This is a genomic window from Micromonospora sp. WMMD714, from assembly GCF_029581315.1.
Classification (GTDB): Bacteria; Actinomycetota; Actinomycetes; order Mycobacteriales; family Micromonosporaceae; genus Micromonospora; species Micromonospora rifamycinica.
Genome location: NZ_CP120744.1, coordinates 743,215 through 768,173 on the forward strand (window position 1 = coordinate 743,215; position 24,959 = coordinate 768,173).

Genomic DNA, 24,959 nt, shown 5'->3' on the forward strand with positions numbered 1-24,959 from the left:
AGGTCCAACTTACGCCGGACACGGGCGACTAACCGTCGTTACGCAACCTGACCAGTATGCCGCACGACCGGCGGCAACGCTAATCGGGGTTACCTAGTTCACTTGATGATCTTGGTGACGCGACCCGCGCCGACCGTACGACCACCCTCGCGGATCGCGAACTTGAGGTTGTCCTCCATCGCGATGGGCTGGATGAGCTTGACGGCCATCGTGGTGTTGTCGCCCGGCATGACCATCTCGGTGCCCTCGGGGAGGGTGACGACACCGGTGACGTCGGTGGTCCGGAAGTAGAACTGCGGACGGTAGTTCTGGAAGAACGGGGTGTGCCGGCCGCCCTCCTCCTTGGAGAGGATGTAGACCGTCGCCTCGAACTCCGTGTGCGGGGTGCTGGTGCCCGGCTTGACGACCACCATGCCGCGCTCGACGTCCTCGCGCTTGATGCCCCGCAGCAGCAGACCGACGTTCTCGCCCGCGCGGGCCTCGTCGAGCAGCTTGCGGAACATCTCGATACCGGTGCAGACCGTCTTCTGCGACTTCTCGCGGATACCGACGATCTCCACCTCCTCGTTCGGCTTGAGGATGCCGCGCTCCGCGCGACCGGTGACGACCGTGCCACGACCGGTGATCGTGAAGACGTCCTCGATCGGCATCAGGAACGGCTTCTCGGTCTCGCGCTCGGGCTGCGGGATCGCGGTGTCGACCGCGTTCATCAGCTCCAGCAGACGACCGGTCCACTCCGGGTCACCCTCGAGCGCCCGCAGCGCCGAGACCCGGACGACCGGCAGGTCGTCACCCGGGTACTCCTGCGCCGACAGCAGCTCGCGCACCTCGAGCTCGACGAGCTCCAGGAGCTCCTCGTCGTCGACCATGTCGCTCTTGTTGAGCGCCACGACGATGTACGGCACACCGACCTGACGGGCCAGCAGCACGTGCTCGCGGGTCTGCGGCATCGGGCCGTCGGTCGCCGCGACCACCAGGATCGCGCCGTCCATCTGGGCGGCACCGGTGATCATGTTCTTGATGTAGTCGGCGTGCCCGGGGCAGTCGACGTGCGCGTAGTGCCGCGCCTCGGTCTGGTACTCGACGTGCGCGATCGAGATCGTGATGCCGCGGGCCTTCTCCTCCGGCGCCTTGTCGATCTCGTCGAACGGCGTGTACGGGTTGAGGTCCGGGTACTGGTCGTGCAGGACCTTCGTGATGGCCGCCGTCAGCGTCGTCTTACCGTGGTCGATGTGACCAATGGTGCCGATGTTGACGTGCGGCTTAGTCCGCTCGAACTTAGCCTTCGCCACTGGTGTCCTCCTGTGGACTTCTTGGTTCTTCTCGCCCCGGCGCGCCGGACGGCGCTTAGGACTCTGTCGACAGCCTTTCCGACCGACGGCCGGAGAGCTTGGTGGGTTCTGCGGCGATGAAGCCTACAGGCCCGGATTCACACAACCCGACCGAGGTGGTCGCGGGCGGGACTCCCACCCGCGACCGGCCCCGGCTCACCGGATCAGCGGCAGGTGAGCGTCACTCACCCGTCGCCTTGGCGATGATCTCCTTCGCCACGCTCTGCGGCACCTCGGCGTAGGAGTCGAACTGCATGCTGTAGCTAGCCCGGCCTTGGGTCTTCGACCGCAGGTCGCCGACGTAGCCGAACATCTCCGACAACGGCACCAGAGCCTTCACGATGCGGGCGCCGCTGCGCTCCTCCATCGCCTGGATGATCCCGCGGCGGGAGTTGAGGTCGCCGATGACGTCACCCATGTTCTCCTCAGGAGTGGTGACCTCAACGGCCATCATCGGCTCGAGCAATGCCGGGTCGGCCTTGCGGGCCGCGTCCTTCATCACCATCGAACCGGCGATCTTGAATGCCATTTCCGACGAGTCGACATCGTGGTACTGACCGTCGAGCAGGGTCAGCTTGACCCCGACCAGCGGGAAGCCCGCCAGGATGCCGTACTGCATGGCGTCCTGCGCGCCGGCGTCGACCGACGGGATGAACTCCCGGGGGATACGACCACCGCTGACCGCGTTGGCGAACTCGTAGGTCGGCGAGTCGTTGTCCAGCGGCAGCGGCTCGACGCTCACGATGACCCGGGCGTACTGGCCCGAACCACCGGTCTGCTTCTTGTGGGTGTACTCGACCTTGTCCACCTTGCGGCGGATCGTCTCACGGTACGCCACCTGCGGCTTGCCGATGTTCGCCTCGACGTTGAACTCGCGGCGCATCCGGTCGACCAGGATGTCCAGGTGCAGCTCGCCCATGCCGGAGATGACCGTCTGGCCGGTCTCCTCGTCCAGCTTGACGCGGAAGGTCGGGTCCTCCTCGGCCAGCCGCTGGATGGCGGTGCTGAGCTTCTCCTGGTCGGCCTTGGTCTTCGGCTCGATCGCGACCTCGATGACCGGCTCGGGGAAGGTCATCGACTCCAGGATTACCGGGTTCGCCGGGTCACACAGGGTGTCGCCGGTGGTGGTCTGCTTGAGACCCTGCACCGCGATGATGTCGCCAGCCTGGGCCGAGCCGCGCTCTTCCCGCTTGTTGGCGTGCATCTGGTAGATCTTGCCGACCCGCTCCTTGCGGTCCTTGGTGGAGTTGACCACCTGGGTGCCGGTCTCGACCACGCCGGAGTAGACCCGGACGTAGGTGAGCTTGCCGAGGTGCTTGTCGGTCTGGATCTTGAAGGCCAGGCCGGAGAACGGCTCCGCCTTCGACGGCTTCCGCTGCAACGGCGTCTCGCCGTCGGTCGCGGTGCCCTCGATCGCGGGGACGTCCAGCGGCGACGGCAGGAAGTCGACCACGGCGTCGAGCATGGGCTGCACGCCCTTGTTCTTGAACGCCGAGCCGCAGAGCACCGGGTTGGCCTTGCTGGCGATGGTGGCCCGCCGGATGGCGGCCTTGATCTCCTCGACGGAGATCTCCTCGCCCTCCAGGTACTTCTCCATCACCGCGTCGTCGACGTCGGCCAGGGTCTCCAGCAACTTGTCGCGCCACTCGGCGGCGGCGTCGGCCAGCTCGGCCGGCACCTCCTCGATCGCGTAGTCCTCACCCTTCTGGGTCTCCCCGCGCCAGGTGAGGGCACGCATGCCGATCAGGTCGACGACGCCGATGTGGTCGCCCTCGAGCCCGATCGGGATCTGGAGCACCAGCGGGGTGGCGTTGAGCCGGTCGATCATCATCTGCACGCAGCGGAAGAAGTCCGCGCCCGTGCGGTCGAGCTTGTTGACGAAGCACATCCGCGGGACGTGGTACTTGTCGGCCTGCCGCCAGACGTTCTCCGTCTGCGGCTCGACGCCGGCGACGCCGTCGTAGACCGCGACCGCACCGTCCAGCACCCGCAGCGACCGCTCGACCTCGACCGTGAAGTCGACGTGACCGGGCGTGTCGATGATCTGGATCGTGTGGCCCTTCCACTCACACTTGGTGGCAGCGGAGGTGATCGTGATGCCACGCTCCTGCTCCTGCTCCATCCAGTCCATGACGGCAGCGCCCTCGTGGACCTCACCGATCTTGTAGGTGATACCGGTGTAGAACAGGATCCGCTCGGTGGTCGTGGTCTTACCGGCATCGATGTGCGCCATGATGCCGATGTTGCGTACGTTGGCGAGCGCGTCTGCGGCGGCCACTTCAATCCCTACTTATCGTCGTCTCGACTCGACCGATGGCGGTTCCGGCGCCGGTCCGGCGCCGGAACCAGGCTGTTACCAGCGGTAGTGCGCGAAGGCCTTGTTGGACTCCGCCATCTTGTGGGTGTCCTCGCGCCGCTTGACGGCGGCGCCCAGACCGTTGCTCGCGTCCAGCAGCTCGTTCATCAGCCGCTCGATCATGGTCTTCTCACGACGGGCCTTGGAGTACGTCACCAGCCAGCGCAGACCGAGGGTGGTCGCCCGGGACGGACGGACCTCGACCGGCACCTGGTAGGTGGCGCCACCGACCCGGCGGCTGCGCACCTCCAGGGTGGGCTTGACGTTGTCCATCGCCCGCTTGAGGGTGACGACCGGGTCGGTGCCGCTCTTCTCGCGGCAGCCCTCCAGGGCCGCGTACACGATGCGCTCGGCGAGCTGACGCTTACCGCGCATCAGGATCTTGTTGACCAGCTGGGTGACCAGCGGCGAGTTGTACACCGGGTCAGCGACGAGCGGCTTCCGCGGAGCAGGTCCCTTACGCGGCATGTCAGCTCTTCTCCTTCTTCGCGCCGTAACGGCTGCGCGCCTGCTTGCGGTTGCGGACACCCTGGGTGTCCAGCGAACCGCGGACGATCTTGTAACGCACGCCGGGGAGGTCCTTCACCCGGCCGCCGCGAACGAGCACGATCGAGTGCTCCTGCAGGTTGTGACCCACACCCGGGATGTAGGCGGTCACCTCGATCTGGCTGCTGAGCTTGACACGAGCGACCTTGCGGAGCGCCGAGTTCGGCTTCTTGGGGGTGGTGGTGTACACACGGGTGCACACGCCGCGCCGCTGAGGGGAACCCTTCAACGCCGGGGTCTTGGTCTTGGTCGTCTTGGCCTGGCGGCCCTTTCGGACCAGCTGCTGAATGGTGGGCACCGGGTTTCTCCGCTCCCTTCGGCCGCGTCACGCGACCGCGCCGTCTGCTCGTTAGCCGACCTGATGGTCGACTCTCCTACATTCCGACCGGCACCGCCTCGCGGAGATCCCGGCACCCGCGGTCGGGTGTGTCGCCCGATCCACGGTCCCGGTGCCGTCGCTCACGCGCGCACCGGCTTCTTCTGTCACCGGCGCGTGAACACCACGCACCGGGTCTTCGACTGTGTCGTACGGCCGCTCGATCTCCGGATCAATCCGAATCCCGCGCACGCACGAGCCGCCCAGGCATGCCAGGGCGCAGGGGAAAAGAGTACCTACCACAGCCGCACAGGTCAAAACGGATCGGTCCGCCGGGTCTCGTCGCTCCCCGTCGGTCGCACCGTGTGCCTGCTCGCCCGTGCCAGGCCTCTCAGGTGCTCCAGTGTACCGGCTGCCGCGCGCCGCGGCCCGTCACCCCCGGGCGACGGGCTCACGCCAACTGCACCAGCAGCGCCAGTCCCAGCCCGGACAGGCTCAGCAGCAGCCCCACCCCGCCGCAACTGATCCCGGCCGTCGCCAGGCCCCGGCCGGTGAACCGTACCGCCGGTGGCGGCGCGGCCCGACGGACCTGCCGGCGGGCCAGCAGCCCGGCGACGATCGCCGCCCCGCCGGCCAGCATCCCGGGCACGGTGAACGCGCCGGCCGCCCAGGCCCCGCCGAGTCGCGCGCCCCCGATGCCGAAACAGATCACCAGGAAGGAGACCAGGATCGACACCACCCCGGCGATCAACGAGCCCACCGCCGGGCCGGAGGTGACCGCCGGCACGTCCAGGTACACCACGCCGAAGGGCGTACCGGGAACCGGGTCGACCCGCTTCGGGGCGCGGGGGGCGTCCGGTGGTGGCGGGGGCAACGGCCCGGAGGGGGTCGACCAGCCCGGCGCACCCGACGCCTGCCCCGGGTACGACCCGGGCGGCCCCGCCGGGTGGCCTCCCCCGGCCCCCAGCCCGGAATACGGACCACCCCCGGGCGGGGCGGCGGCCACACCGGGGGCCGGCGGCCGGCCGTACCCACCGCTGCCGGCAGCCGACGGGACGCCGGTGGGGTGCCCCGGCCCGGAGCTCGGCGGCGACCGCCACGGGTCGACGGCCCACGGATCCGGGCGGGCCGGATCAACCACTCCCCGGTCGCCGGGACGGTACGGGTCGACGGCCCACGGATCGGGGCGGGCCGCAGCACCGGAGCCCTGGTCGGGACGGGCCCAACCGGCCGGGCCGGGCTCCGGGGAGCCGGCGGGCGGCCTGTCCGGGTCACCGCCCGGCGACGCCGGTTCCGTCACGGTGTCCTCCTGTCACGAGCTGGGTCCACCGTCACCCGACGGACACCGGCCAGGCTACCGTCGCCACGCACCGCGGGTGCTCCCCGCCGGATCATCACCCCGACGGGTCAGTCCATGTTCGGGGCGAAGTCCTGCCCGTACGGGGAGCCGGCCAGCCGGACCACGCCGATCACCACCAACGTCACCAGGGCAACCGCGACCAGCACCAGCCCGATCCAGGCCAACCGCTCCCCCCGCCGCAGCCAGGCCGCACCGGTGAGGAAACCACCGGAGGCGTACGCCTCGCGGCGGGCCTGCCGCGCCAACTGCAGGGCGACCGTGGCGGGCACCACCCCACCGACGAACAGCCCGGTCAACGCGCCGATCAGGCCGAGCGCGAAGACAGCCCGCGCCTTGGTCGCGCGTACCGGGTCGGGATCGAGCGGATGACGTGGCGGCTGGTGCGTCACCGGCGCCTGCCCCGGAGCGGTCGTCATACCCACCATCATGCCCGGCCGCCTCCGCCGCCGGGCACTCCCCGGCGGACCACCGCCCGACAGCCACGCCGAACCCCGGACACGACGACGGCCCCCGGCGTGCTGCCGGGGGCCGTCATCGGTGCCGCCTGTTAGCGGTACGACCCGAAGTCGAAGTCGTCCAGCGGAACAGCCTGCCCACTGGCCGGCCCGAAGCCGTAGTCGGTCTCGGGGTACCCGGTCATCGAGTAGACCTTGGCCTTCGCCTCCTCGGTCGGCTCGACCCGGACGTTGCGGTACTTGCTGATGCCGGTACCGGCCGGGATGAGCTTACCGATGATCACGTTCTCCTTGAGGCCGACCAGCGAGTCACTGCGCGAGTTGATCGCCGCGTCGGTCAGCACCCGGGTGGTCTCCTGGAAGGAGGCCGCCGAGAGCCAGGAGTCGGTGGCCAGCGAGGCCTTGGTGATGCCCATCAGCACCGGACGACCGGCGGCGGGCTCGCCACCCTCGCCGACCAGCCGGCGGTTCTCCGACTCGAACAGCGCCCGGTCGACCAGCACGCCCGGCAGGAACTCGGTCGAGCCGGAGTCGATGACCGTCACCCGCTTGAGCATCTGGCGGATGATGATCTCGATGTGCTTGTCGTGGATGAGCACACCCTGCGAGCGGTAGACCTCCTGGACCTCCTGGGTCAGGTGGACCTGGACCGCGCGCGGGCCGAGGATGCGCAGCAGCTCGTGCGGGTCGATGGTGCCCTCGGTGAGCTTCTCGCCGACCTCGACGTGGTCCCCGTCGTGGGTCCGCAGCCCGACCCGCTTGGAGATCTTGTCGTAGACGATCTCGTCGCTGCCGTCGTCCGGCACCACGATGATCTTCCGGGACCGCTCGCCGTCCTCGATCCGGATCCGGCCCGGGGTGTCGGCGATGGGCGCCTTGCCCTTCGGGATCCGGGCCTCGAAGATCTCCTGGACACGCGGCAGACCCTGGGTGATGTCCTCACCCGCGACACCACCGGTGTGGAAGGTACGCATCGTCAGCTGGGTACCCGGCTCACCGATCGACTGGGCGGCGATGATGCCGACCGCCTCGCCGACGTCCACGGTCTTGCCGGTCGGCAGCGAGCGGCCGTAGCACGCACCGCAGACGCCCAGCTTCGACTCGCAGGTGAGCACGCTGCGCACCCGGATCGTCTCCACCCCGGCGGCGACGATCTGGTCGACCCCGATGGAGTTGACGTCCTGGCCCCGGTGGGCCACCACGGTGCCGTCCGGCCCCTTGATGTCGTCGGCCAGGGTCCGGGCGTGCACGCTGGTCTCGGCGTGCTCGTGGACGACCAGCCGGCCACCCTCCAGGCGCTCGCCGATCTGCATCGGGATCGCCCGGTCGGTGCCGCAGTCCTCCTCGCGGATGATGACGTCCTGCGAGACGTCCACCAGACGACGGGTCAGGTAACCCGAGTCGGCGGTCCGCAGCGCGGTGTCGGCCAGACCCTTACGGGCGCCGTGCGTGGAGATGAAGTACTCCAGCACGGACAGACCCTCCCGGTACGAGGCCTTGATCGGCCGCGGGATGATCTCGCCCTTCGGGTTGGCCACCAGACCACGGATCGCCGCGATCTGCCGGAGCTGGAGCAGGTTACCGCGGGCACCCGAGTTGATCATCTTCCACAGCGGGTTCTCCTGCGGCAGCGCGGTGTCCATCTCCTTGGCGACCTCGTTGGTCGCCTTGGTCCAGATCTCGATGAGCTCGCCGCGGCGCTCCTCGGCGGTCATCAGACCACGCTGGTACTGCTTGTCGATCCGGTCGGCTTCCTTCTCGTACCGCTCCAGGATCTCCCGCTTGCGCGGCGGCGGGATGACGTCCTCCATGCCGATGGTGACGCCGGACCAGGTGGCCCAGTGGAAGCCGGCCTCCTTGAGGCCGTCCAGGGTGGCCGCCAGGGCCACCTTCGGGAAGCGCTCGGCGAGGTCGTTGACGATCGCGGAGAGCTGGCCCTTGCGGATCTCGTAGTTCACGAAGCGGTAGCCCTGCGGCAGCGTCTCGTTGAACAGGACCCGGCCCAGCGTGGTCTCCACGGTCACCGGGTCGCCCTCGGTCCAGCCCTCGGGCGCGACCCACGGCTCGGCACCGGCGCCGTTGTCGACCCCCACCACGTCGCGCAGCCGGATCTTCACCGGGGTCTGCAGGTGCAGCTCCCCCGCGTCGAAGGCCATCCGCGCCTCGGCGTCCGAGCTGAACGCCCGGCCCTCGCCCTGGCCACCCCGGATGAGGTGGGTGAGGTGGTAGAGACCGATGACCATGTCCTGGGTGGGCATGGTGACCGGCTTGCCGTCGGCCGGCTTGAGGATGTTGTTCGACGACAGCATCAGGATCCGCGCCTCGGCCTGGGCCTCGGCGGACAGCGGCACGTGCACCGCCATCTGGTCACCGTCGAAGTCGGCGTTGAACGCGGTGCAGACCAGCGGGTGGATCTGGATCGCCTTGCCCTCGACCAGCTGCGGCTCGAAGGCCTGGATGCCCAGCCGGTGCAGGGTCGGTGCCCGGTTGAGCAGCACCGGGTGCTCGCCGATGACCTCTTCCAGCACGTCCCACACGACCGGCCGCTGCCGCTCGACCATCCGCTTGGCGGACTTGATGTTCTGCGCGTGGTTGAGGTCGACCAGCCGCTTCATCACGAACGGCTTGAACAGCTCCAGCGCCATCTGCTTGGGCAGGCCGCACTGGTGCAGCTTGAGCTTCGGGCCGACCACGATGACCGAACGGCCGGAGTAGTCGACGCGCTTGCCCAGCAGGTTCTGGCGGAACCGGCCCTGCTTGCCCTTGAGCATGTCGGACAGCGACTTCAGCGGCCGGTTGCCCGGGCCGGTGACCGGACGACCACGACGGCCGTTGTCGAACAGCGCGTCGACGGCCTCCTGGAGCATCCGCTTCTCGTTGTTGACGATGATCTCGGGAGCACCGAGGTCGATCAGCCGCTTGAGGCGGTTGTTCCGGTTGATCACGCGGCGGTACAGGTCGTTCAGGTCGGAGGTGGCGAACCGGCCACCGTCGAGCTGCACCATCGGACGCAGGTCCGGCGGGATGACCGGGACGCAGTCCAGCACCATGCCGAGCGGCGAGTTGCGGGTGTTCAGGAACGCCGCGACGACCTTCAGCCGCTTGAGCGCCCGGATCTTGCGCTGGCCCTTGCCGGAACGGATGGTCTCGCGGAGGTTCTCGGCCTCGGCGTCGAGGTCCATGTTCTGGACCAGCGCCTTGATCGCCTCGGCGCCCATGCCGCCGGTGAAGTACTCGCCGAACCGGTCGCGCAGCTCACGGTAGAGCAGCTCGTCGGTGACCAGCTGCTTGGAGTCGAGCTTGCGGAAGGTGTCGAGGACCTCGTCGAGGCGGTCGATCTCGCGCTGGGCCCGGTCGCGGATCTGGCGCATCTCGCGCTCTCCGCCCTCCTTGACCTTGCGCCGGACGTCCGCCTTGGCACCCTCGGCCTCCAGCTCGGCCAGGTCGGCCTCGAGCTTGGCGGCCCGCTTCTCGATCTCCGAGTCGCGGCTGTTCTCGGACTGCCGCTTCTCGGCGAGGATCTCGTTCTCGATGGTCGAGAGGTCACGGTGACGCGCCTCGGCGTCCACGCTCGTCACGACGTACGAGGCGAAGTAGATGATCTTTTCGAGGTCCTTCGGGGCGAGGTCCAGCAGGTAGCCCAGCCGGCTCGGCACGCCCTTGAAGTACCAGATGTGGGTCACCGGAGCGGCCAGCTCGATGTGTCCCATCCGCTCACGACGGACCTTGGACCGGGTCACCTCGACGCCGCAGCGCTCACAGATGATGCCCTTGAACCGGACCCGCTTGTACTTACCGCAGTAGCACTCCCAGTCCCGTTGCGGACCGAAGATCTTCTCGCAGAAGAGCCCGTCCTTCTCCGGCTTGAGGGTGCGGTAGTTGATGGTCTCGGGCTTCTTGACCTCGCCGTGCGACCACTGGCGGATGTCGTCCGCGGTCGCGAGGCCGATACGCAGCTCGTCGAAGAAGTTGACGTCGAGCACTATGTCCCCTATGTCGTCGTCTTTACAGCTAGATCACGGGCGGGGTCGGGGGCCGGTCGCCCCGCGGAGGGATCAAGCCTGACCGCCCGGAACGGGGCGGCCGGCCCCCGACCCACACCACTTACACCTCTTCGACCGAGCTCGGCTCGCGCCGGGACAGGTCGATGCCCAGCTCCTCCGCGGCCCGGAACACCTCGTCGTCGGTCTCGCGCATCTCCAGGGCGACACCGTCGCTGCTGAGCACCTCGACGTTCAGGCACAGCGACTGGAGCTCCTTGAGCAACACCTTGAACGACTCCGGGATGCCCGGCTCGGGGATGTTCTCGCCCTTGACGATCGCCTCGTAGACCTTGACCCGGCCCAGGACGTCGTCGGACTTGATGGTGAGCAACTCCTGCAGGGCGTAGGCGGCGCCGTACGCCTGCATCGCCCAGCACTCCATCTCGCCGAAGCGCTGGCCACCGAACTGCGCCTTACCACCCAGCGGCTGCTGCGTGATCATCGAGTACGGACCGGTCGACCGGGCGTGGATCTTGTCGTCGACCAGGTGGTTGAGCTTCAGGATGTAGATGTAGCCGACCGCGATCGGGTCCGGCAGCGGCTCGCCGGACCGGCCGTCGAACAACCGCGCCTTGCCGGAGGAGCCGATCAGCTGGTTGCCGTCCCGGTTGGGCAGGGTCGACGAGAGCAGACCGGAGATCTCCTCCTCGCGGGCACCGTCGAAGACCGGGGTGGCCACGTTCGTGTCGCCCTCGGACTCGTGCGCGTCGATCGAGCGGAGCTGGCGCTTCCACTCGGCGTCGTCGCCCTCGACCTTCCAACCGGTCTTGGCGACCCAACCGAGGTGGGTCTCCAGCACCTGCCCGATGTTCATCCGGGAAGGCACACCCAGCGGGTTCAGCACGATGTCGACCGGGGTGCCGTCCTCCAGGAACGGCATGTCCTCGATCGGCAGGATCTTCGAGATGACGCCCTTGTTGCCGTGCCGGCCGGCGAGCTTGTCGCCGTCCTGGATCTTGCGCTTCTGGGCGACGTAGACCCGGACCAGCTCGTTGACGCCCGGCGGCAGCTCGTCGCCGTCCTCGCGGGAGAAGGTACGCACCCCGATGACCGTGCCGGTCTCGCCGTGCGGCACCTTCAGCGAGGTGTCCCGGACCTCCCGCGCCTTCTCACCAAAGATCGCCCGGAGCAGTCGCTCCTCCGGGGTCAGCTCGGTCTCACCCTTGGGCGTGACCTTGCCGACCAGGATGTCGCCGGGGACGACCTCGGCGCCGATCCGGATGATGCCGCGCTCGTCGAGGTCGGCGAGCATCTCCTCGCTGACGTTCGGGATGTCGCGGGTGATCTCCTCCGGGCCGAGCTTGGTGTCCCGGGCGTCGACCTCGTGCTCCTCGATGTGGATCGAGGTGAGCACGTCCTGCTGCACGAGGCGCTGCGACAGGATGATCGCGTCCTCGTAGTTGTGGCCCTCCCAGCACATGAACGCCACCAGCAGGTTGCGTCCGAGCGCCATCTCGCCCTCGTCGGTGCACGGACCGTCGGCGATGACCTGACCGGCCTCGACGCGGTCGCCCTCGAAGACCACCGGCTTCTGGTTGACGCAGGAGCCGGAGTTGGAGCGGCGGAACTTGTGCAGCAGGTACGTGCGGCGGTGGCCGTCGTCCTGGTGGATGGTGATGTAGTCGGCGCAGAGGTCCTCGATCACACCGCCGACCTCGGCGACGACGACGTCACCGGCGTCCACGGCCGCGCGGTACTCCATGCCGGTGCCGACCAGCGGGGCCTCGGCCTTGACCAGCGGCACCGCCTGACGCTGCATGTTGGCGCCCATCAGGGCACGGTTGGCGTCGTCGTGCTCCAGGAACGGGATCATCGCGGTGCCGACGGAGACCATCTGCCGCGGCGAGATGTCCATGTAGTCGACCGCGCTCGGGATCACGTCCTCGGTCTCGCCGCCCTTACGGCGACACAGGACCCGGTCCTCGGCGAAGGTGCCGTCGGCGTTCAACGGCGCGTTGGCCTGGGCCTTGACGAACCGGTCCTCGTCGTCCGCGGTCAGGTAGTCGACCTGGTCGGTGACCCGGCCGTCGACGACCTTGCGGTACGGCGTCTCGATGAACCCGAACGGGTTGACCCGGGCGAACGTCGACAGGTTGCCGATCAGGCCGATGTTCGGGCCCTCGGGCGTCTCGATCGGGCACATCCGGCCGTAGTGCGACGGGTGCACGTCCCGGACCTCGAAGCCGGCCCGCTCCCGGGACAGACCACCCGGGCCGAGGGCGTTGAGCCGCCGCCGGTGGGTGAGCCCCGCCAGGGGGTTGGTCTGGTCCATGAACTGGGACAGCTGCGACGTGCCGAAGAACTCCTTGATCGCCGCCACCACCGGGCGGATGTTGATCAGGGTCTGCGGCGTGATCGCCTCGACGTCCTGCGTCGTCATCCGCTCCCGGACGACCCGCTCCATCCGCGACAGGCCGACCCGGACCTGGTTCTGGATGAGCTCACCCACGGTCCGGATCCGACGGTTGCCGAAGTGGTCGATGTCGTCCGCCTCGTAGCCCTCCTCACCGGCGTGCAGCCGGCAGAGGTACTCGACGGTCGAGACGATGTCGTCCTCGGTGAGCGTGCCGGTGGTGATCGGCACGTCCAGCCCGAGCTTCTTGTTGAACTTGTACCGACCGACCTTGGCGACGTCGTACCGCTTCGGGTTGAAGAAGAGGTTGTCGAGCAGGGTCTGGGCGTTCTCCCGGGTCGGCGGCTCGCCAGGGCGGAGCTTGCGGTAGATGTCGAGTAGGGCCTCGTCCTGACCGGCGATGTGGTCCTTCTCGAGCGTGGTCATCATCAGCTCGGACCAGCCGAACCGCTCGCGGATCCGCTCGGCCGACCAACCGATGGCCTTGAGGACGACCGTGACGGCCTGACGGCGCTTACGGTCGATCCGGACACCGACGGTGTCGCGCTTGTCGATGTCGAACTCCAGCCAGGCGCCCCGGCTCGGGATCACCTTGACGCTGGACAGGTCGCGGTCGGACGTCTTGTCCGGCTGCTTGTCGAAGTACACGCCGGAGGAGCGGACGAGCTGGCTGGTCACGACGCGCTCGGTGCCGTTGATGATGAAGGTGCCCTTCGGCGTCATCATCGGGAAGTCACCCATGAACACCGTCTGGCTCTTGATCTCGCCGGTGGTGTTGTTGGTGAACTCCGCGGTCACGAACAGCGGCGCGCAGTAGGTCAGGTCCTTCTCCTTGCACTCCTCGATCGAGGCCTTGACCTCGTCGAAGCGCGGCGCCGAGAAGGAGAGCGACATGGTGCCGGAGAAGTCCTCAATGGGACTGATCTCATCGAGGATCTCCGCGAGACCCGAGCGTGCGTGCGGGTCGTCCGCCGACCGGCCCTGCCAAGCCTCGTTGCCGACGAGCCAGTCGAAGGACTCGTTCTGAATGGCGAGGAGGTTGGGGACCTCGAGGTGTTCGGTGATCCTGCCGAAAGAAACTCGGCGGGGAGCGAAAGCGCTCGACGTACGACTGGTCTTCGCAGGGCGGGAAGCTGCCAAGATGCGTCCTTCCGAGGACCGGTGCTGCAGAACGGCTGGTATGCGTGCACTCCAATGACCCCACCAAAAATATCCACAATCGGACATTTCCGAGCAGGGGCCACGTCGGAAGGCAGCGCAAACTAGCAGTGTAGCCGAGAGGCTAACCGCTGTCCAGCCCATCCCGCAGGTCGTCGCGGAACGTGCCTCGGCACCCCTGAACCGGGGTCGAACCGGGCCGCTCGGAACGCGAGTTCCTGTCGGGCCGCTCGGGTCGGAGCAGCTGACGGTGCTGCCGCTGCCATACCCAAGAGGTGGCCGTCGCAAGCGCGGAAGGTCTTGCTGGTGTCAGCGTGCCTGGCAGGTCGGGCCACGTCAAGAGCCTCATCCCGGCTGACCGCTGGGTTTCCCACAGACGGACTATGCGTGGCGTGACCACCGTGTCGCACCACGAGTGCGAACACCCTGCTCACACCACTGATACCCGGAGTCACGAAGCGCAACGGGCGGTGATCCGTTCCCGGATCACCGCCCGCCATGATGCGGTGTGCCACAACTCACCCGAGCCGGGCACGCGCCGAAGCCGACCCGAGGCCGGCCTCAGGTCACTTGAGGGTGACCTTGGCGCCCTCGCCCTCGAGCTTGGCCTTCGCCTTCTCGGCGGTCTCCTTGTTGACCTTCTCCAGGATCGCCTTGGGCGCGGCCTCGACCGCGTCCTTGGCCTCCTTGAGGCCCAGGCCGGTCAGCTCACGCACGACCTTGATGACCTGGATCTTCTTGCCACCGTCGGCCTCGAGGATGACGTCGAACTCGTCCTTCTCCTCCTCGGCCGGGGCAGCGGCGGCGCCACCGGCGCCACCGGCGGCGGCGACCGCGACCGGAGCGGCGGCGGTGACCTCGAAGGTCTCCTCGAACTGCTTCACGAACTCAGAGAGCTCGATCAGCGTCATCTCCTTGAACGCGTCGAGCAGCTCGTCGGTGCTGAGCTTCGCCATGTCTGGCGTCCTTTCTCGCAATGAAAATTAAGAACGTGGTGCGCCGGGAGGGCCTCAGGCCGCCTCGGCGCCCTCCTGCTCGCGCTTCTTGTCCGCCAGGGCGGCCGCCGCACGGGCGGCCTTGGAGAGCGGCGCCTGGAACAGGGCCGCGGCCTTGCTCAGGTTGCCCTTCATCGCGCCGGCCAGCTTGGCCAGCAGCACCTCACGGGACTCCAGGTCGGCGAGCTTCGTGACCTCGGCCGCGGAAATGGCCCGGCCCTCGAAGACGCCGCCCTTGATGACGAGCTTCGGGTTGGCCTTCGCGAAGTCGCGAAGACCCTTCGCCGCCTCGACGACGTCGCCCGAAACGAAAGTCAGCGCGGTAGGACCGGTGAACAGCTCGTCGAGGCCGGAGATGCCCGCCTCGGTCGCGGCACGCTTGGCCAGCGTGTTCTTCGCGACCGTGTAGGTGGTCTCCTTGCCGAGCGAGCGCCGCAGCTGGGTGAGCTGGGAAACCGTCAGACCACGGTACTCGGTGAGCACCGCAGCGCCCGAGGTACGGAAGCTCTCGGTCAGCTCAGCGACGGCCGTGGCCTTGTCGGCCCGGATCGGCTTGTCCGCCATGTCCCTCCTCTCTCGTTACTCGGAGCTGGTCGCCGTCGCGCGGCACGGGGCTCTGCGACGACACCGGAGGCGTCACGACAACGAAAAAGCCCCGGCGCAGGGCGCGCGGGGCGAGGGCCGGCCGATCACCGTGGTCGGCGGACCACGGCGAGGAACCGTATTACGCTTACCGCCCTGCGCGGGTCGCCCGTCGTCGCGGAGCCTTCGACCGTGCCGGAGCACGGTGACCAGCGGTCTCTGGGTGGAACTACCGGCCCAGGTTACGCGACGTGTCCGCCCATCGCCAAATCGCCCCCGCCACCCCCGCCCTGCACCCCTCACCCCCGGCCTCGCCCCGGCAAGATCGCACAACTTCATGGTTGTAGTGGCCTTCATCGACGGCGGACACCACTACATCCTGGATCCAGCATGACCTTGGTACGGGCGCACGACCGAGACTGTCGGGGCGGGCCGGCGAGACGCCTCGACCGGTGGCATGGCCAGGTGACCCAGTCCCTGGCCCGGACCAGGCGACCCGGACCAGGGAGCCGAGTCGGATCGCTTGGCGAGGTGGTTGGCCGGCGCCTGCCGGGTCGGCCAGGTCGGTGTCAGGGGTTGGTCCGCCGCCGCCAGGAGTAGCCGGCCAGTGCCAGCCCCGTCCAGGCGATGGCCCAGCCAGAGAGGAACAGGGCGGTTCCGGCGGACAGATGCCCGCCGAGTGCCCGGGCGGTCGCCAGCACCGGCGGCACGAGCCACGGCGCCACCGAGTTACGCAGGCCCAGCGCGAGGGTGCCGACCACGGCCACCGAGAGCACCGCGACGCCGTACCCTGCGCTGCGGGTCAGGGCGCGGCTGGCGAGTGCGCCCACCGCTGTGGCGGGCAGCAGAGCAAGCAGGTGCGCCCAGAGCCCGAGGGCGAGCGCGACAGATAGCGGCAGGTCGTCCGGACCCGGCACGGCCATCCCGCCGACCAGCCATGGGAAGACCAATGCCACAAGCACCGTGCCCGCCCCGGCGACCAGCGCCGCGAGCAGCCCGGCGGTCCGCTCCCGGGCCGGGCCGAGGAGGACCTGCGCCATCCGGCGCTGCACGTCCGGCTCGACGTCCAGCAGGATCTTGGTCTGCCAGGCCAGCACCGGGAAGAGCACCACGGCGCAGACGCCGTACGCCTCCGCCGGCCGGGCCTGGCCGCCGCCGTAGAGGATACCGAGGACGAGCAGGGCGGCCAGCAGTGGCGCGACCGCCCGCCCGGTCCGCAGGAAACCGACCAACCGCATCCGGACCAGCGCGCTCACCGGGCCACCTCCCCCGCCCCGCCGTCCCGCGCCGGGTCACCTGTCGGGCCGTCGGGCAGCGGTGGACCCCCCGGGGACGGCAGCACGCCCGAAGCCCGGTCGACCGCCGACACCGACCCGGCGGTCGGGCGCGCAGCCACCGGCGGGGACGGTACGACGACCGGCGGCGTCTGCGGGGACGGTACGGCGACCGAAGGGGACGGCGGGGGCGGGACGACGACCGGCGGCGTCTGCGGGGACGGTACGGCGACCGACGGGGACGGCGAGGGCGGGACGGGGACCGGCGGCGCAGCCGCCTGCGGGGGCGGGGCGGCGGGTTCGCGTACCCGCAGGACGTGGTGGCCGTCGGCGCGCAACCGGGCGACGGTGCCGGCCAGCCGCGCGGCCGGCACCGCGACCTCGACCACCGCGACGGCCGGTGCTGCGGCGGTTGGCTCCTCGGTGACCACGCCGTCGGCCAGCGCCCAGTGCCGGGCGTCGGGGAGCCGGACCGTCTCGCCCCGGTGGTCGCTGACCAGCACCGCTCCCCCGCCCGCCAGCACCTCGTCGACCAGCTCCGGGACCAGGCCCCGGGCGGCGGCGTCCAGCCCCTCCCAGGGCTCGTCGAGGACCAGCAGGCCCGGGGTGCGCAGCATCGCCTGGGCCAGGCCGACCTTCTGCGCGGTGCCCTTGGACAGGTCGGGCAGGCGGACCCCGCGGAACGCGGCCAGCCCCAGCCGGTCGGTCCACCGGTCGGCGGCCCGGTCGGCGTCGGCCCGGCCCAGGCCGGCGACCCGGCCCATGCCGACCAGGTAGCGGGAGACCGTGAAGGGCTGGTCGGCGGGGAACCGCTCGGGCACCCAACCCACGTGCCGGGGGCGGTCGACCACCCGGCCCCGGACCGGGCGCAACACCCCGGCGCAGAGTTGCAGCAGGGTCGACTTGCCCGCGCCGTTGCGGCCGAGCACCACCGCCACCTCGCCCGGGTCGAGCCGGGCGGTGACGCCGCGCAGCACCCAGGGGCCGCCCCGGCGGTAGCGGAGCCGCACGTCCTCCAGTCTCATGGGGCGACCCTGCCACATCCGGACAGACGGAAGGTGCCCCGCCACTGTCCGTGGCGGGGCACCTTCGCGGGAGAAGCCGGGGTCAGCCCTCGACGCCGGTCTCCTGGAAGTTCTTCACCACGTTCGGGTCGACCGGGACGCCCGGACCCATCGTGGTGGCCAGGGTGACCTTCTTGAGGTACTTGCCCTTGGCGGCGGACGGCTTGACGCGGATGACCTCGTCGAGCACCGCGGCGTAGTTGTCGATCAGCTGGGTCTCGGAGAACGAGGCCTTGCCGATGATCAGGTGCAGGTTGGAGTGCTTGTCCACCCGGAAGGTGATCTTGCCGCCCTTGATGTCCGAGACGGCCTTGGTGACGTCCATGGTCACCGTGCCGGTCTTCGGGTTCGGCATCAGACCGCGCGGGCCCAGGATCCGCGCGATCCGGCCGATCTTGGCCATCTGGTCCGGCGTGGCGATCGCCGCGTCGAAGTCCAGCCAGCCGCCCTGGATCCGGGCGACCAGCTCGTCCGTGCCCACCTCGTCGGCACCGGCGGCGACGGCCTCCTCGGCCTTCGCGCCGGCGGCGAAGACGATCACGCGGGCGGTCTTACCGGTGCCGTGCGGCAGGTTGACCACGCCACGGACCATCTGGTCCGCCTTGCGGGGGTCGACGCCGAGGCGCATGGCGACCTCGACCGTGGCGTCGAACTTGGCGTTGGTGGTGTCCTTGGCGAGCTTGACCGCCTCGGCCGGGGTGTAGAGCTTGGACTTGTCGATGGCCTCGGCGGCCTTGCGGTACGTCTTGCTGCGCTGCATCTCGGGTTACTCCTGTGGTCTCTGGCGGGCCGCGGTCGACGCGCGCCCTCCCACGAACTGATCTTGGGGACCGACCGCGGGGTCAGTCGTTGACGACGATGCCCATCGACCGGGCGGTACCGGCGATGATCTTCGCAGCCTGGTCGATGTCGTTGGCGTTGAGGTCGACCATCTTCTTCTCGGCGATCTCGCGCACCTGGGCCTGGCTCACCGAACCGACCTTCTGGCTCTGCGGCACGCCGGAGCCCTTCTCCACACCGGCGGCCTTGAGCAGCAGCCGGGCGGCGGGCGGGGTCTTGAGGACGAAGGTGAAGGACCGGTCCTCGTACACGCTGATCTCGGCGGGGACGATGTCGCCCCGCTGGGACTCGGTCTGCGCGTTGTAGGACTTGCAGAACTCCATGATGTTCACGCCGTGCTGACCGAGCGCGGGGCCCACCGGCGGGGCCGGAGTCGCCTGGCCCGCCTTCAGCTGAAGCGTGAACGTCTTGACGAGCTTCTTCTTCGGAGGCATGTCACTTCCTGGGGCTTGGAACTGGGAAAGGTGCCGGCCATGGGCGCGCACGGTCAGCGCGGTGCCACAGCGGCGACGTTCAAGAGTAGCGCAGCGCCCGGTGACCCTCTGCGCCGAGGTCCACGCGGGGTGGAAACGCCGTCGCCGGCGGCGGGCCGCTGCCCACCGCCGGCGACGGGGAACGTCGTCAGATCTTGGCGACCTGGTTGAAGTTCAGCTCGACCGGGGTCTCCCGACCGAAGATCGACACCAGCACCTTGAGCTTCTGCTGATCGGCGTTGATCTCGCTGATCGTCGCCGGCAGCGAGGCGAACGCGCCGTCGGTGACGGTGACCGAGTCACCGACCTCGAAGTCGAGGACCCTGATCTCGGGCTTGGCCTTCTTCTGCTCGGTCTCCACCGCCGGGGCCAGCCACTTGATCACCTCGTCGAGGCTCAGCGGCGCGGGCCGGTCGGCCCGGTCGGTGGCCCCCACGAAGCCGGTGACCCCCGGCGTGTTGCGCACGCACGAGTAGGACTCGGCCGTCAGCTCCATCCGGACCAGGATGTAACCGGGGAAGACCTTGGCCTGGATCTGCGAACGCTTGCCGTTCTTGACCTCGACCTCTTCCCGGGTCGGCACCTCGACCTGGTAGATGTACTCCTCCATGTCGAGGGAGATGATCCGGGTCTCGAGGTTGGTCTTGACCTTGTTCTCGTAGCCGGCGTACGAGTGCACCACGTACCAGTCGCCGGGCGCGTAGCGCAGCTTCTGGCGCAGCTCGGCGACCGGGTCGTAGTCCTCGTCGGGCTCCGGCTCGGTGGTCGGGAACTCCGGCTCGCTGGCGGCCTCGACCGACTCGTCACTCGCCGCCGTCGCGACCGTGGACTGGTCGTCCGTGGTCTCGGCGGTCTCGTCGTACTCAGGCACGCTTGCTCACTTCCGTCACTATCGGCTCAGTCGGCCGGTCAGCTGGGGCTGCCGAAGACCCACAGCACGCCCTTCGCGAACGCGAAGTCGAGAAGGCCCACGATCGTCAGCATCACCGCGACGAAGGTGACCACCACGGCCGTGTAGGTCAGCAGTTCCTTGCGGGTCGGCCAGATGACCTTACGCAGTTCGGCGACCACCTCGCGGAAGAAACGCGCGACGCGGGCGAACGGCCCCACCCGGTCGGTCTCGTTCCGGGTCTTCGGCTTGCTGTCGGCCGCGCCCGCGCGGGTCCGCGACCGGGTCGCGGTGCCGCCCCGGGATACCGGCTCGTCCGCATCGGTGGCGTCGTCGTCGGTGGCGTCGCTGTCGGCGGTCACCTCGTCGACGACCTCGTCACGCTCGTCGCGCAGACCGTCGTCGCCGGCGTCCTCGCCGCGCCGCTTGCTCTCGGCCACTTCGCCCTCCGTCGCGGGATGTCGGTTCGTACGCCGGGCGGCGCACGCGGCGCGTTGGTCACGCCGGCCGGGCCGAACCGTCCCGCGACGGGCCGCGGCCGGCGGACCGGACGAAGTGCCCCGAGTCGCCTCGGAACCACCCCGCCGGTGCCACCACCACGGGCCGGACGCCGCCTTGCGGCGGCGCGACCCACGGGAACGGTCAGGCCTGAGGCGCAGGGGTGACAGGACTTGAACCTGCAGCCTGCGGTTTTGGAGACCGCTGCTCTGCCAATTGAGCTACACCCCTGTGCGGCAACGCTCGCCCCATCCGGCCCCAACAGGCCGAACAGGGGTTACTTGCCCCACGGCGGACCAGTGTACGGGTAGCGCCCCGACTTTCCCAACCGGTCCCGCCCGACAGCTTCCGCCGACCGGTCAGCCGGCCGTCCGGACGGTCGCCCGCGCCTGCGAGAGCACCTTCTCACCGCCGCACCGGGCGGTGATATCGAGCCTGGTCAGTCCCGCCTCGGTGACCTCCTTGACCACCGCGTCGACGGTGATCTCGGCACCCTCGTCGTCGTCCGGGACGACCACCGGCCGGGTGAACCGCACCCCGAAGTCGACCACCGCGTCGGGCGCTCCGGCCCACTCGGCGACCGCCCGGCCGACCAGCGCCATGGTGAACATGCCGTGGGCGATGACCCCGGGCAGGCCCACCGCGGTGGCCGTCCGGTCGTTCCAGTGGATCGGGTTGAAGTCGCCCGAGGCGCCCGCGTAGCGGACCAGGTCCGCCCGGGTCACCCGGTACGTCCGGGTCGACAGTTCCACGTCAGGACTCCCCACGTACGACGAGCTTGGACCAGACGGCGACCACCGGCTCGCCGGCCACGGTGGTCACGTCGGTGCGGGTGGTCAGGAAACCGTGCCCGCTCCGGGTGGTGATCTCCTCGATGGTGTTCACGCAGACCAGCTCGTCCCCGGCGACCACCGGTCGGGTGTAGGCGAAGCGCTGGTCGCCGTGGACCACCCGGCGGTAGTCGACCCCGAGCGCCGGGTCGTCGACGATCTGCCGGCTGGCGGCCATGGTGAGCACGATCGGGAAGGTGGGCGGGGCGACCACGTCCGGGTGGCCGAGGGCGCGGGCCGCTGCCGGGTCGTGGTGGGCCGGGTCGGTCGCGCCGATGGCGGTGGCGAACTCACGGATCTTTTCTCGGCCCACCTGGTAGGGGGCCGTCGGCGGATACGTCCGGCCGACGAAGGACGGGTCCAGGGACATGCCGCCGAACCCTACACGGGACGCGCGAACGCCGACCCGTACGGGCAGACGGCTCTGCGGCCGTGCCATCCGTACGGATCGGCGTTCGGGTGGTCGCTGCGGACCGGGCCGGCGGGTCGCCGGCCGAGGGTCAGCGGGTCTCGCGGTGGATCGTGTGCTTGCCGTCCCGGGGGCAGAACTTCTTCAGCTCGATGCGGTCCGGGTCGTTACGGCGGTTCTTGCGCGTGATGTAGTTGCGTTCCTTGCACTCCACACACGCCAGAGTGATCTTCGGCCGGACATCGGTCGCCTTCGCCACGGCGGAGTGCCTTCCTCGCTACGGATATCAACTACAGCGCATCAGCCTACGCGGACGATGCCTGGACATGCAAAGCGGGCGCCAGTGGCGCCCGTCCCACCGGCCGCCGGGGATGAGCCCGGAGGACGAGAGTAGCGGTGGCCGGACTTGAACCGGCGACACAGCGATTATGAGCCGCTTGCTCTGCCATCTGAGCTACACCGCCGCAGGCGGGTCCAGCCGGACCCTCTGAGCCCCCTTACGGAATCGAACCGTAGACCTTCTCCTTACCATGGAGACGCTCTGCCGACTGAGCTAAGGGGGCCTACCCGATCACCCCGGAGGGCGTCGCGCAGGGGATACATTACACGGCACCGCGCCGGGGGTGAAACCGGATCCCCGGGTGCCGCATCGGTGCAGCTCAGAGCACGGCACGCAGCCTGGGGAGCACGCCCGACCCGGTCGCCTCCTGGTCCACCTGGGCACCGAACCAGGCCTCCAGCCGCTCGTACGGCAGCGGCCGGCTGAACAGGAAGCCCTGGCCGATCTCGCAGCCGATGTCCTGGAGGAGTTCGAGGGTCAGCTCGCTCTCCACCCCCTCGGCCACCACCGACAGGCCGAACTGCTGGGAGAGCGACACCACCGCGTTCACGATCGCCAGGTCGCCCGGGTCGGTCGCCATCCCCTGCACGAACGACCGGTCCACCTTCACCTCGTGCACCGGCAGCCGGCGCAGCTGGGCCAGCGACGAGTTACCGGTGCCGAAGTCGTCCACCGCGAGCCGGACCCCGAGGTCCCGCAGCCGGCGCAGGGTGGGGATCGGCCGCTCGGTGCCGTCCAGCACCGCCGCCTCGGGGATCTCGACGGTGAGCAGCTGCGGCGGGACGCCGTACTCGGTCAGCAGCTCGCCCACCCGGTCCGGGAAGTGCCGGTCGGTCAGCGAGCGGGCGGCGATGTTGACCGCCACCGCCAGCGGCTGCCCGGTGTGGCTCCAGTCCCGGCTGCGCCGCAGCCCCTCGCGGAGGACGAACTCGGTCAGCCGACCCAGCTGGCCGGTGTGCTCGGCCACCGCGACGAAGTCCTCCGGGGAGACCGTGCCGTGCGCCGGGTGCTCCCAGCGGGCGAGGCACTCCACCCCGAGCAGTCGACGGTCCCGCAGGGTGACCTTCGGCTGGAAGTAGACCTCCAGCTCGCCCTCGTCGAGGGCGCGGCGCAGGTCGCCGGCGAGCCCGAGCCGGCGCAGCGACCGCGACTCCAGCGCCGGGTTGAACAGCTGCACGCTGCCCGGCACCGCCTTGGCCGCGGTGGCCGCCAGATCGACCCGTTGCAGCAGCACGGCGGCGTCGCTGCCGTGGTCCGGGTGCACCGCCACCCCGACCGCGGTGTCCACGTCGAGGGTGAGCGCGTCGAAGACGATCTCGTCGCGGATCTGCTCCCGGAGCTGGGCGGCCAGCTCCAGGGCCGCCTCGGCGTTCTCCAGCCGCAGCGTGACCAGGAACTCGTCGCCGCCGGCCCGACCCACCAGCGCGGACGACGGGGCGCAGGCGCGCAGCCGCTCGGCCACCTCGACGAGGACCTTGTCCCCCGCCGCGTGCCCCAACGACTCGTTGACCTGGCGCAGCCCGTCCACGTCGAAGAGCAGCACGGCGACCACCTCGCCGGGTGCCCGGATCTTGACCGCCTCGGCCAGCGCGGCGGTGATCCGTCGCCGGTTGGGCAGCGTGGTCAGCGCGTCGTGGTAGGCGTCGTGGCGCAGCCGGTCGACCAGCCGGGAATTCTCCAGGGCGACGGCGGCGTGCGCGGCCACGGTCTCGAAGACGGGGATGTCGCTGGTGGTGAAGTGCCCGATGTCGCTGAGCCGGTTGGTGACCTCCAGGGTGCCGATCACCGCCTGGCCGGAGCGCAGCGGCACCACGATGGCGTCCTTGACCTGCTTGGCGCCCACCTCGCGGCGCAGGGCGGTGTCGTCGCCGAGCAGCCGGCCGATGGACAGGGTCTTGCCCAGCTCGCGGGCCTGTTCCCGGAAGACCGTCGGGGTGGGCGCGAAGTCGAGCAGGCCGGGGGTGTCCACCCGGGCGGTCAGCAGCACCTCCGGGTGCCGCCGCTGGGCGGGCAGCCAGAGGGTGGCGTACTCGGCCTGCATCAGGCCGCGTACCCGGTCGAGGAGGATGTCGGCGATCGCCCCCTCGGCGCTGTTGGTGAGCAGCCGGGTGAGGTCGTACATGCCGGTGAGGGTGCGGTGCTGCCGGAAGAACTGCGAGTACGACCGGTAGACCTGGAACAGCGCCGCGAACAACGCGGCCAGCAGCAGCACCGACCACCAGGTGGTCTTCAGGGCGATCAGGACGAGCAGGCCGACCGAGGCGTTGATCGAGGTGGTGAGGAAGACCGAGGGTGCGGTGCGCAGCGCCTCCCGGCCGGCCTGCCACCCCTGCAACAGCACGTGCACCCCGGCCACCGAGAGCAGGCTGACCAGGGTGATCGTGTTGACCGCGAGGAAGAGGATGCCCCAGGTGCCCGGCCCGACCCCGGCCAGCGGGGGCAGGGCCAGCAGGAGCAGCCCGGCCAGCGAGGTGGCCGCCGCCGCCTTCGCCACGTTGAACCACAGCTTGGCCGGCGCGAAGCGGTGCGACGCGCTCCAGATCAGCACGGAGAGCGTGTAGATCAGCACCACGGTCAGCGGCGGCAGGAAGAAGAGCGCGACGACGAGGGGCACCTCGGTCAACGTCACCCCGACCGACTGACGCCGGACGATGACGTTGAGCACCGGGATGCTGATCCCCGTCATCGCCACGAACAGAACGAACGCCAGGCCCCACTCCCCGAATTCGGGGCGCAGGACGCCGATCGCGGTGCTGAAGACGATGGCCAACAGGGCCAGGGGTGCGGTGATGAACCAGGCGCGTTCGGTGGATTTACGCCGTTGATCTCGACTGGCCATCCGCCACC

20 protein-coding genes and 3 tRNA genes are annotated in these 24,959 nt (G+C 69.6%); all 23 read right to left on the reverse strand.

Annotation, left to right across the window (positions count from 1 at the left end; genetic code table 11):
* Positions 1 to 98: 98 nt before the first annotated feature.
* Entirely contained in the window at positions 99 to 1,292 is a 1,194-nt protein-coding gene (gene tuf / locus O7625_RS03370; RefSeq protein WP_067301408.1) for an elongation factor Tu, read from the reverse strand.
* 220 nt (positions 1,293 to 1,512) lie between these two features.
* Entirely contained in the window at positions 1,513 to 3,609 is a 2,097-nt protein-coding gene (fusA, locus tag O7625_RS03375) for an elongation factor G (protein WP_067301405.1), read from the reverse strand.
* 75 nt (positions 3,610 to 3,684) lie between these two features.
* The gene (rpsG, locus tag O7625_RS03380; RefSeq protein ID WP_067301402.1) at positions 3,685 to 4,155 is read right to left on the reverse strand and encodes a 30S ribosomal protein S7; all 471 of its coding nucleotides are present in this window, start codon (positions 4,153 to 4,155) and stop codon (positions 3,685 to 3,687) included.
* A 1-nt stretch (position 4,156) separates the two neighbouring features.
* Positions 4,157 to 4,531 carry a 30S ribosomal protein S12 gene (rpsL, locus tag O7625_RS03385; protein ID WP_007465318.1) on the reverse strand — a complete coding sequence of 125 codons (375 nt, stop codon included), beginning with the start codon at positions 4,529 to 4,531 and terminating at the stop codon, positions 4,157 to 4,159.
* 469 nt (positions 4,532 to 5,000) lie between these two features.
* Entirely contained in the window at positions 5,001 to 5,423 is a 423-nt protein-coding gene (locus tag O7625_RS03390) for a hypothetical protein (RefSeq protein ID WP_282346794.1), read from the reverse strand.
* A 533-nt stretch (positions 5,424 to 5,956) separates the two neighbouring features.
* Complete coding sequence (locus O7625_RS03395; protein WP_067301519.1) at positions 5,957 to 6,325, reverse strand: hypothetical protein; 369 nt, start codon at positions 6,323 to 6,325, stop codon at positions 5,957 to 5,959.
* Positions 6,326 to 6,456: 131 nt separating this feature from the next.
* The gene (locus O7625_RS03400; RefSeq protein ID WP_282344231.1) at positions 6,457 to 10,347 is read right to left on the reverse strand and encodes a DNA-directed RNA polymerase subunit beta'; all 3,891 of its coding nucleotides are present in this window, start codon (positions 10,345 to 10,347) and stop codon (positions 6,457 to 6,459) included.
* Between the two features lie 121 nt (positions 10,348 to 10,468).
* Positions 10,469 to 13,900: a DNA-directed RNA polymerase subunit beta gene (locus tag O7625_RS03405; RefSeq protein WP_067301392.1), complete on the reverse strand. Its 3,432-nt coding sequence runs from the start codon at positions 13,898 to 13,900 to the stop codon at positions 10,469 to 10,471.
* A gap of 584 nt (positions 13,901 to 14,484) precedes the next feature.
* Entirely contained in the window at positions 14,485 to 14,874 is a 390-nt protein-coding gene (rplL, locus tag O7625_RS03410; protein ID WP_043965485.1) for a 50S ribosomal protein L7/L12, read from the reverse strand.
* A 54-nt stretch (positions 14,875 to 14,928) separates the two neighbouring features.
* Positions 14,929 to 15,477, reverse strand: coding sequence for a 50S ribosomal protein L10 (gene rplJ / locus O7625_RS03415; protein ID WP_067301385.1), 549 nt, complete (start codon positions 15,475 to 15,477; stop codon positions 14,929 to 14,931).
* Between the two features lie 587 nt (positions 15,478 to 16,064).
* Positions 16,065 to 16,751, reverse strand: a complete 687-nt coding sequence (locus tag O7625_RS03420; protein WP_282344233.1) for a hypothetical protein — start codon at positions 16,749 to 16,751, stop codon at positions 16,065 to 16,067.
* Entirely contained in the window at positions 16,748 to 17,794 is a 1,047-nt protein-coding gene (locus O7625_RS03425) for an ATP-binding cassette domain-containing protein (protein WP_282344234.1), read from the reverse strand. Before O7625_RS03425 ends, O7625_RS03420 begins: the two co-directional genes overlap by 4 nt.
* 82 nt (positions 17,795 to 17,876) lie before the next feature.
* A complete protein-coding gene (gene rplA / locus O7625_RS03430; RefSeq protein ID WP_067301377.1) occupies positions 17,877 to 18,593 on the reverse strand; it encodes a 50S ribosomal protein L1 in 717 nt (238 codons plus the stop codon).
* An 82-nt stretch (positions 18,594 to 18,675) separates the two neighbouring features.
* Complete coding sequence (gene rplK, locus O7625_RS03435; RefSeq protein WP_067301374.1) at positions 18,676 to 19,107, reverse strand: 50S ribosomal protein L11; 432 nt, start codon at positions 19,105 to 19,107, stop codon at positions 18,676 to 18,678.
* A gap of 187 nt (positions 19,108 to 19,294) precedes the next feature.
* Positions 19,295 to 20,017, reverse strand: a complete 723-nt coding sequence (nusG, locus tag O7625_RS03440) for a transcription termination/antitermination protein NusG (protein WP_282344237.1) — start codon at positions 20,015 to 20,017, stop codon at positions 19,295 to 19,297.
* Positions 20,018 to 20,055: 38 nt separating this feature from the next.
* Positions 20,056 to 20,475, reverse strand: a complete 420-nt coding sequence (gene secE / locus O7625_RS03445; protein WP_282268372.1) for a preprotein translocase subunit SecE — start codon at positions 20,473 to 20,475, stop codon at positions 20,056 to 20,058.
* A 216-nt stretch (positions 20,476 to 20,691) separates the two neighbouring features.
* Positions 20,692 to 20,764: transfer RNA gene (locus O7625_RS03450), tRNA-Trp, on the reverse strand.
* 128 nt (positions 20,765 to 20,892) lie between these two features.
* Complete coding sequence (locus tag O7625_RS03455; RefSeq protein WP_282344239.1) at positions 20,893 to 21,285, reverse strand: MaoC/PaaZ C-terminal domain-containing protein; 393 nt, start codon at positions 21,283 to 21,285, stop codon at positions 20,893 to 20,895.
* 1 nt (position 21,286) lies between these two features.
* A complete protein-coding gene (locus O7625_RS03460; protein ID WP_067301363.1) occupies positions 21,287 to 21,733 on the reverse strand; it encodes a MaoC family dehydratase N-terminal domain-containing protein in 447 nt (148 codons plus the stop codon).
* A gap of 130 nt (positions 21,734 to 21,863) precedes the next feature.
* On the reverse strand, positions 21,864 to 22,031 hold the full coding sequence (rpmG, locus tag O7625_RS03465; RefSeq protein WP_067301359.1) for a 50S ribosomal protein L33: 168 nt from the start codon (positions 22,029 to 22,031) through the stop codon (positions 21,864 to 21,866).
* Between the two features lie 132 nt (positions 22,032 to 22,163).
* Positions 22,164 to 22,236, reverse strand: a tRNA-Met gene (locus O7625_RS03470).
* 26 nt (positions 22,237 to 22,262) lie between these two features.
* Positions 22,263 to 22,335, reverse strand: a tRNA-Thr gene (locus tag O7625_RS03475).
* 96 nt (positions 22,336 to 22,431) lie between these two features.
* Positions 22,432 to 24,951, reverse strand: a complete 2,520-nt coding sequence (locus tag O7625_RS03480; protein ID WP_282344241.1) for a bifunctional diguanylate cyclase/phosphodiesterase — start codon at positions 24,949 to 24,951, stop codon at positions 22,432 to 22,434.
* Positions 24,952 to 24,959: the final 8 nt, after the last annotated feature.

What these genes read in the sequence shown, in the direction of transcription:
- rpsG (WP_067301402.1), bottom strand. Translation starts at nt 4,155, where the DNA reads ATGCCGCGTAAGGGACCTGCTCCGCGGAAGCCGCTCGTCGCTGACCCG.
- O7625_RS03395 (WP_067301519.1), bottom strand. Translation starts at nt 6,325, where the DNA reads ATGACGACCGCTCCGGGGCAGGCGCCGGTGACGCACCAGCCGCCACGT.
- rplL (WP_043965485.1), bottom strand. Translation starts at nt 14,874, where the DNA reads ATGGCGAAGCTCAGCACCGACGAGCTGCTCGACGCGTTCAAGGAGATG.
- rplJ (WP_067301385.1), bottom strand. Translation starts at nt 15,477, where the DNA reads ATGGCGGACAAGCCGATCCGGGCCGACAAGGCCACGGCCGTCGCTGAG.
- O7625_RS03425 (WP_282344234.1), bottom strand. Translation starts at nt 17,794, where the DNA reads ATGAGACTGGAGGACGTGCGGCTCCGCTACCGCCGGGGCGGCCCCTGG.
- rplA (WP_067301377.1), bottom strand. Translation starts at nt 18,593, where the DNA reads ATGCAGCGCAGCAAGACGTACCGCAAGGCCGCCGAGGCCATCGACAAG.
- rplK (WP_067301374.1), bottom strand. Translation starts at nt 19,107, where the DNA reads ATGCCTCCGAAGAAGAAGCTCGTCAAGACGTTCACGCTTCAGCTGAAG.
- O7625_RS03460 (WP_067301363.1), bottom strand. Translation starts at nt 21,733, where the DNA reads ATGTCCCTGGACCCGTCCTTCGTCGGCCGGACGTATCCGCCGACGGCC.
- O7625_RS03480 (WP_282344241.1), bottom strand. Translation starts at nt 24,951, where the DNA reads ATGGCCAGTCGAGATCAACGGCGTAAATCCACCGAACGCGCCTGGTTC.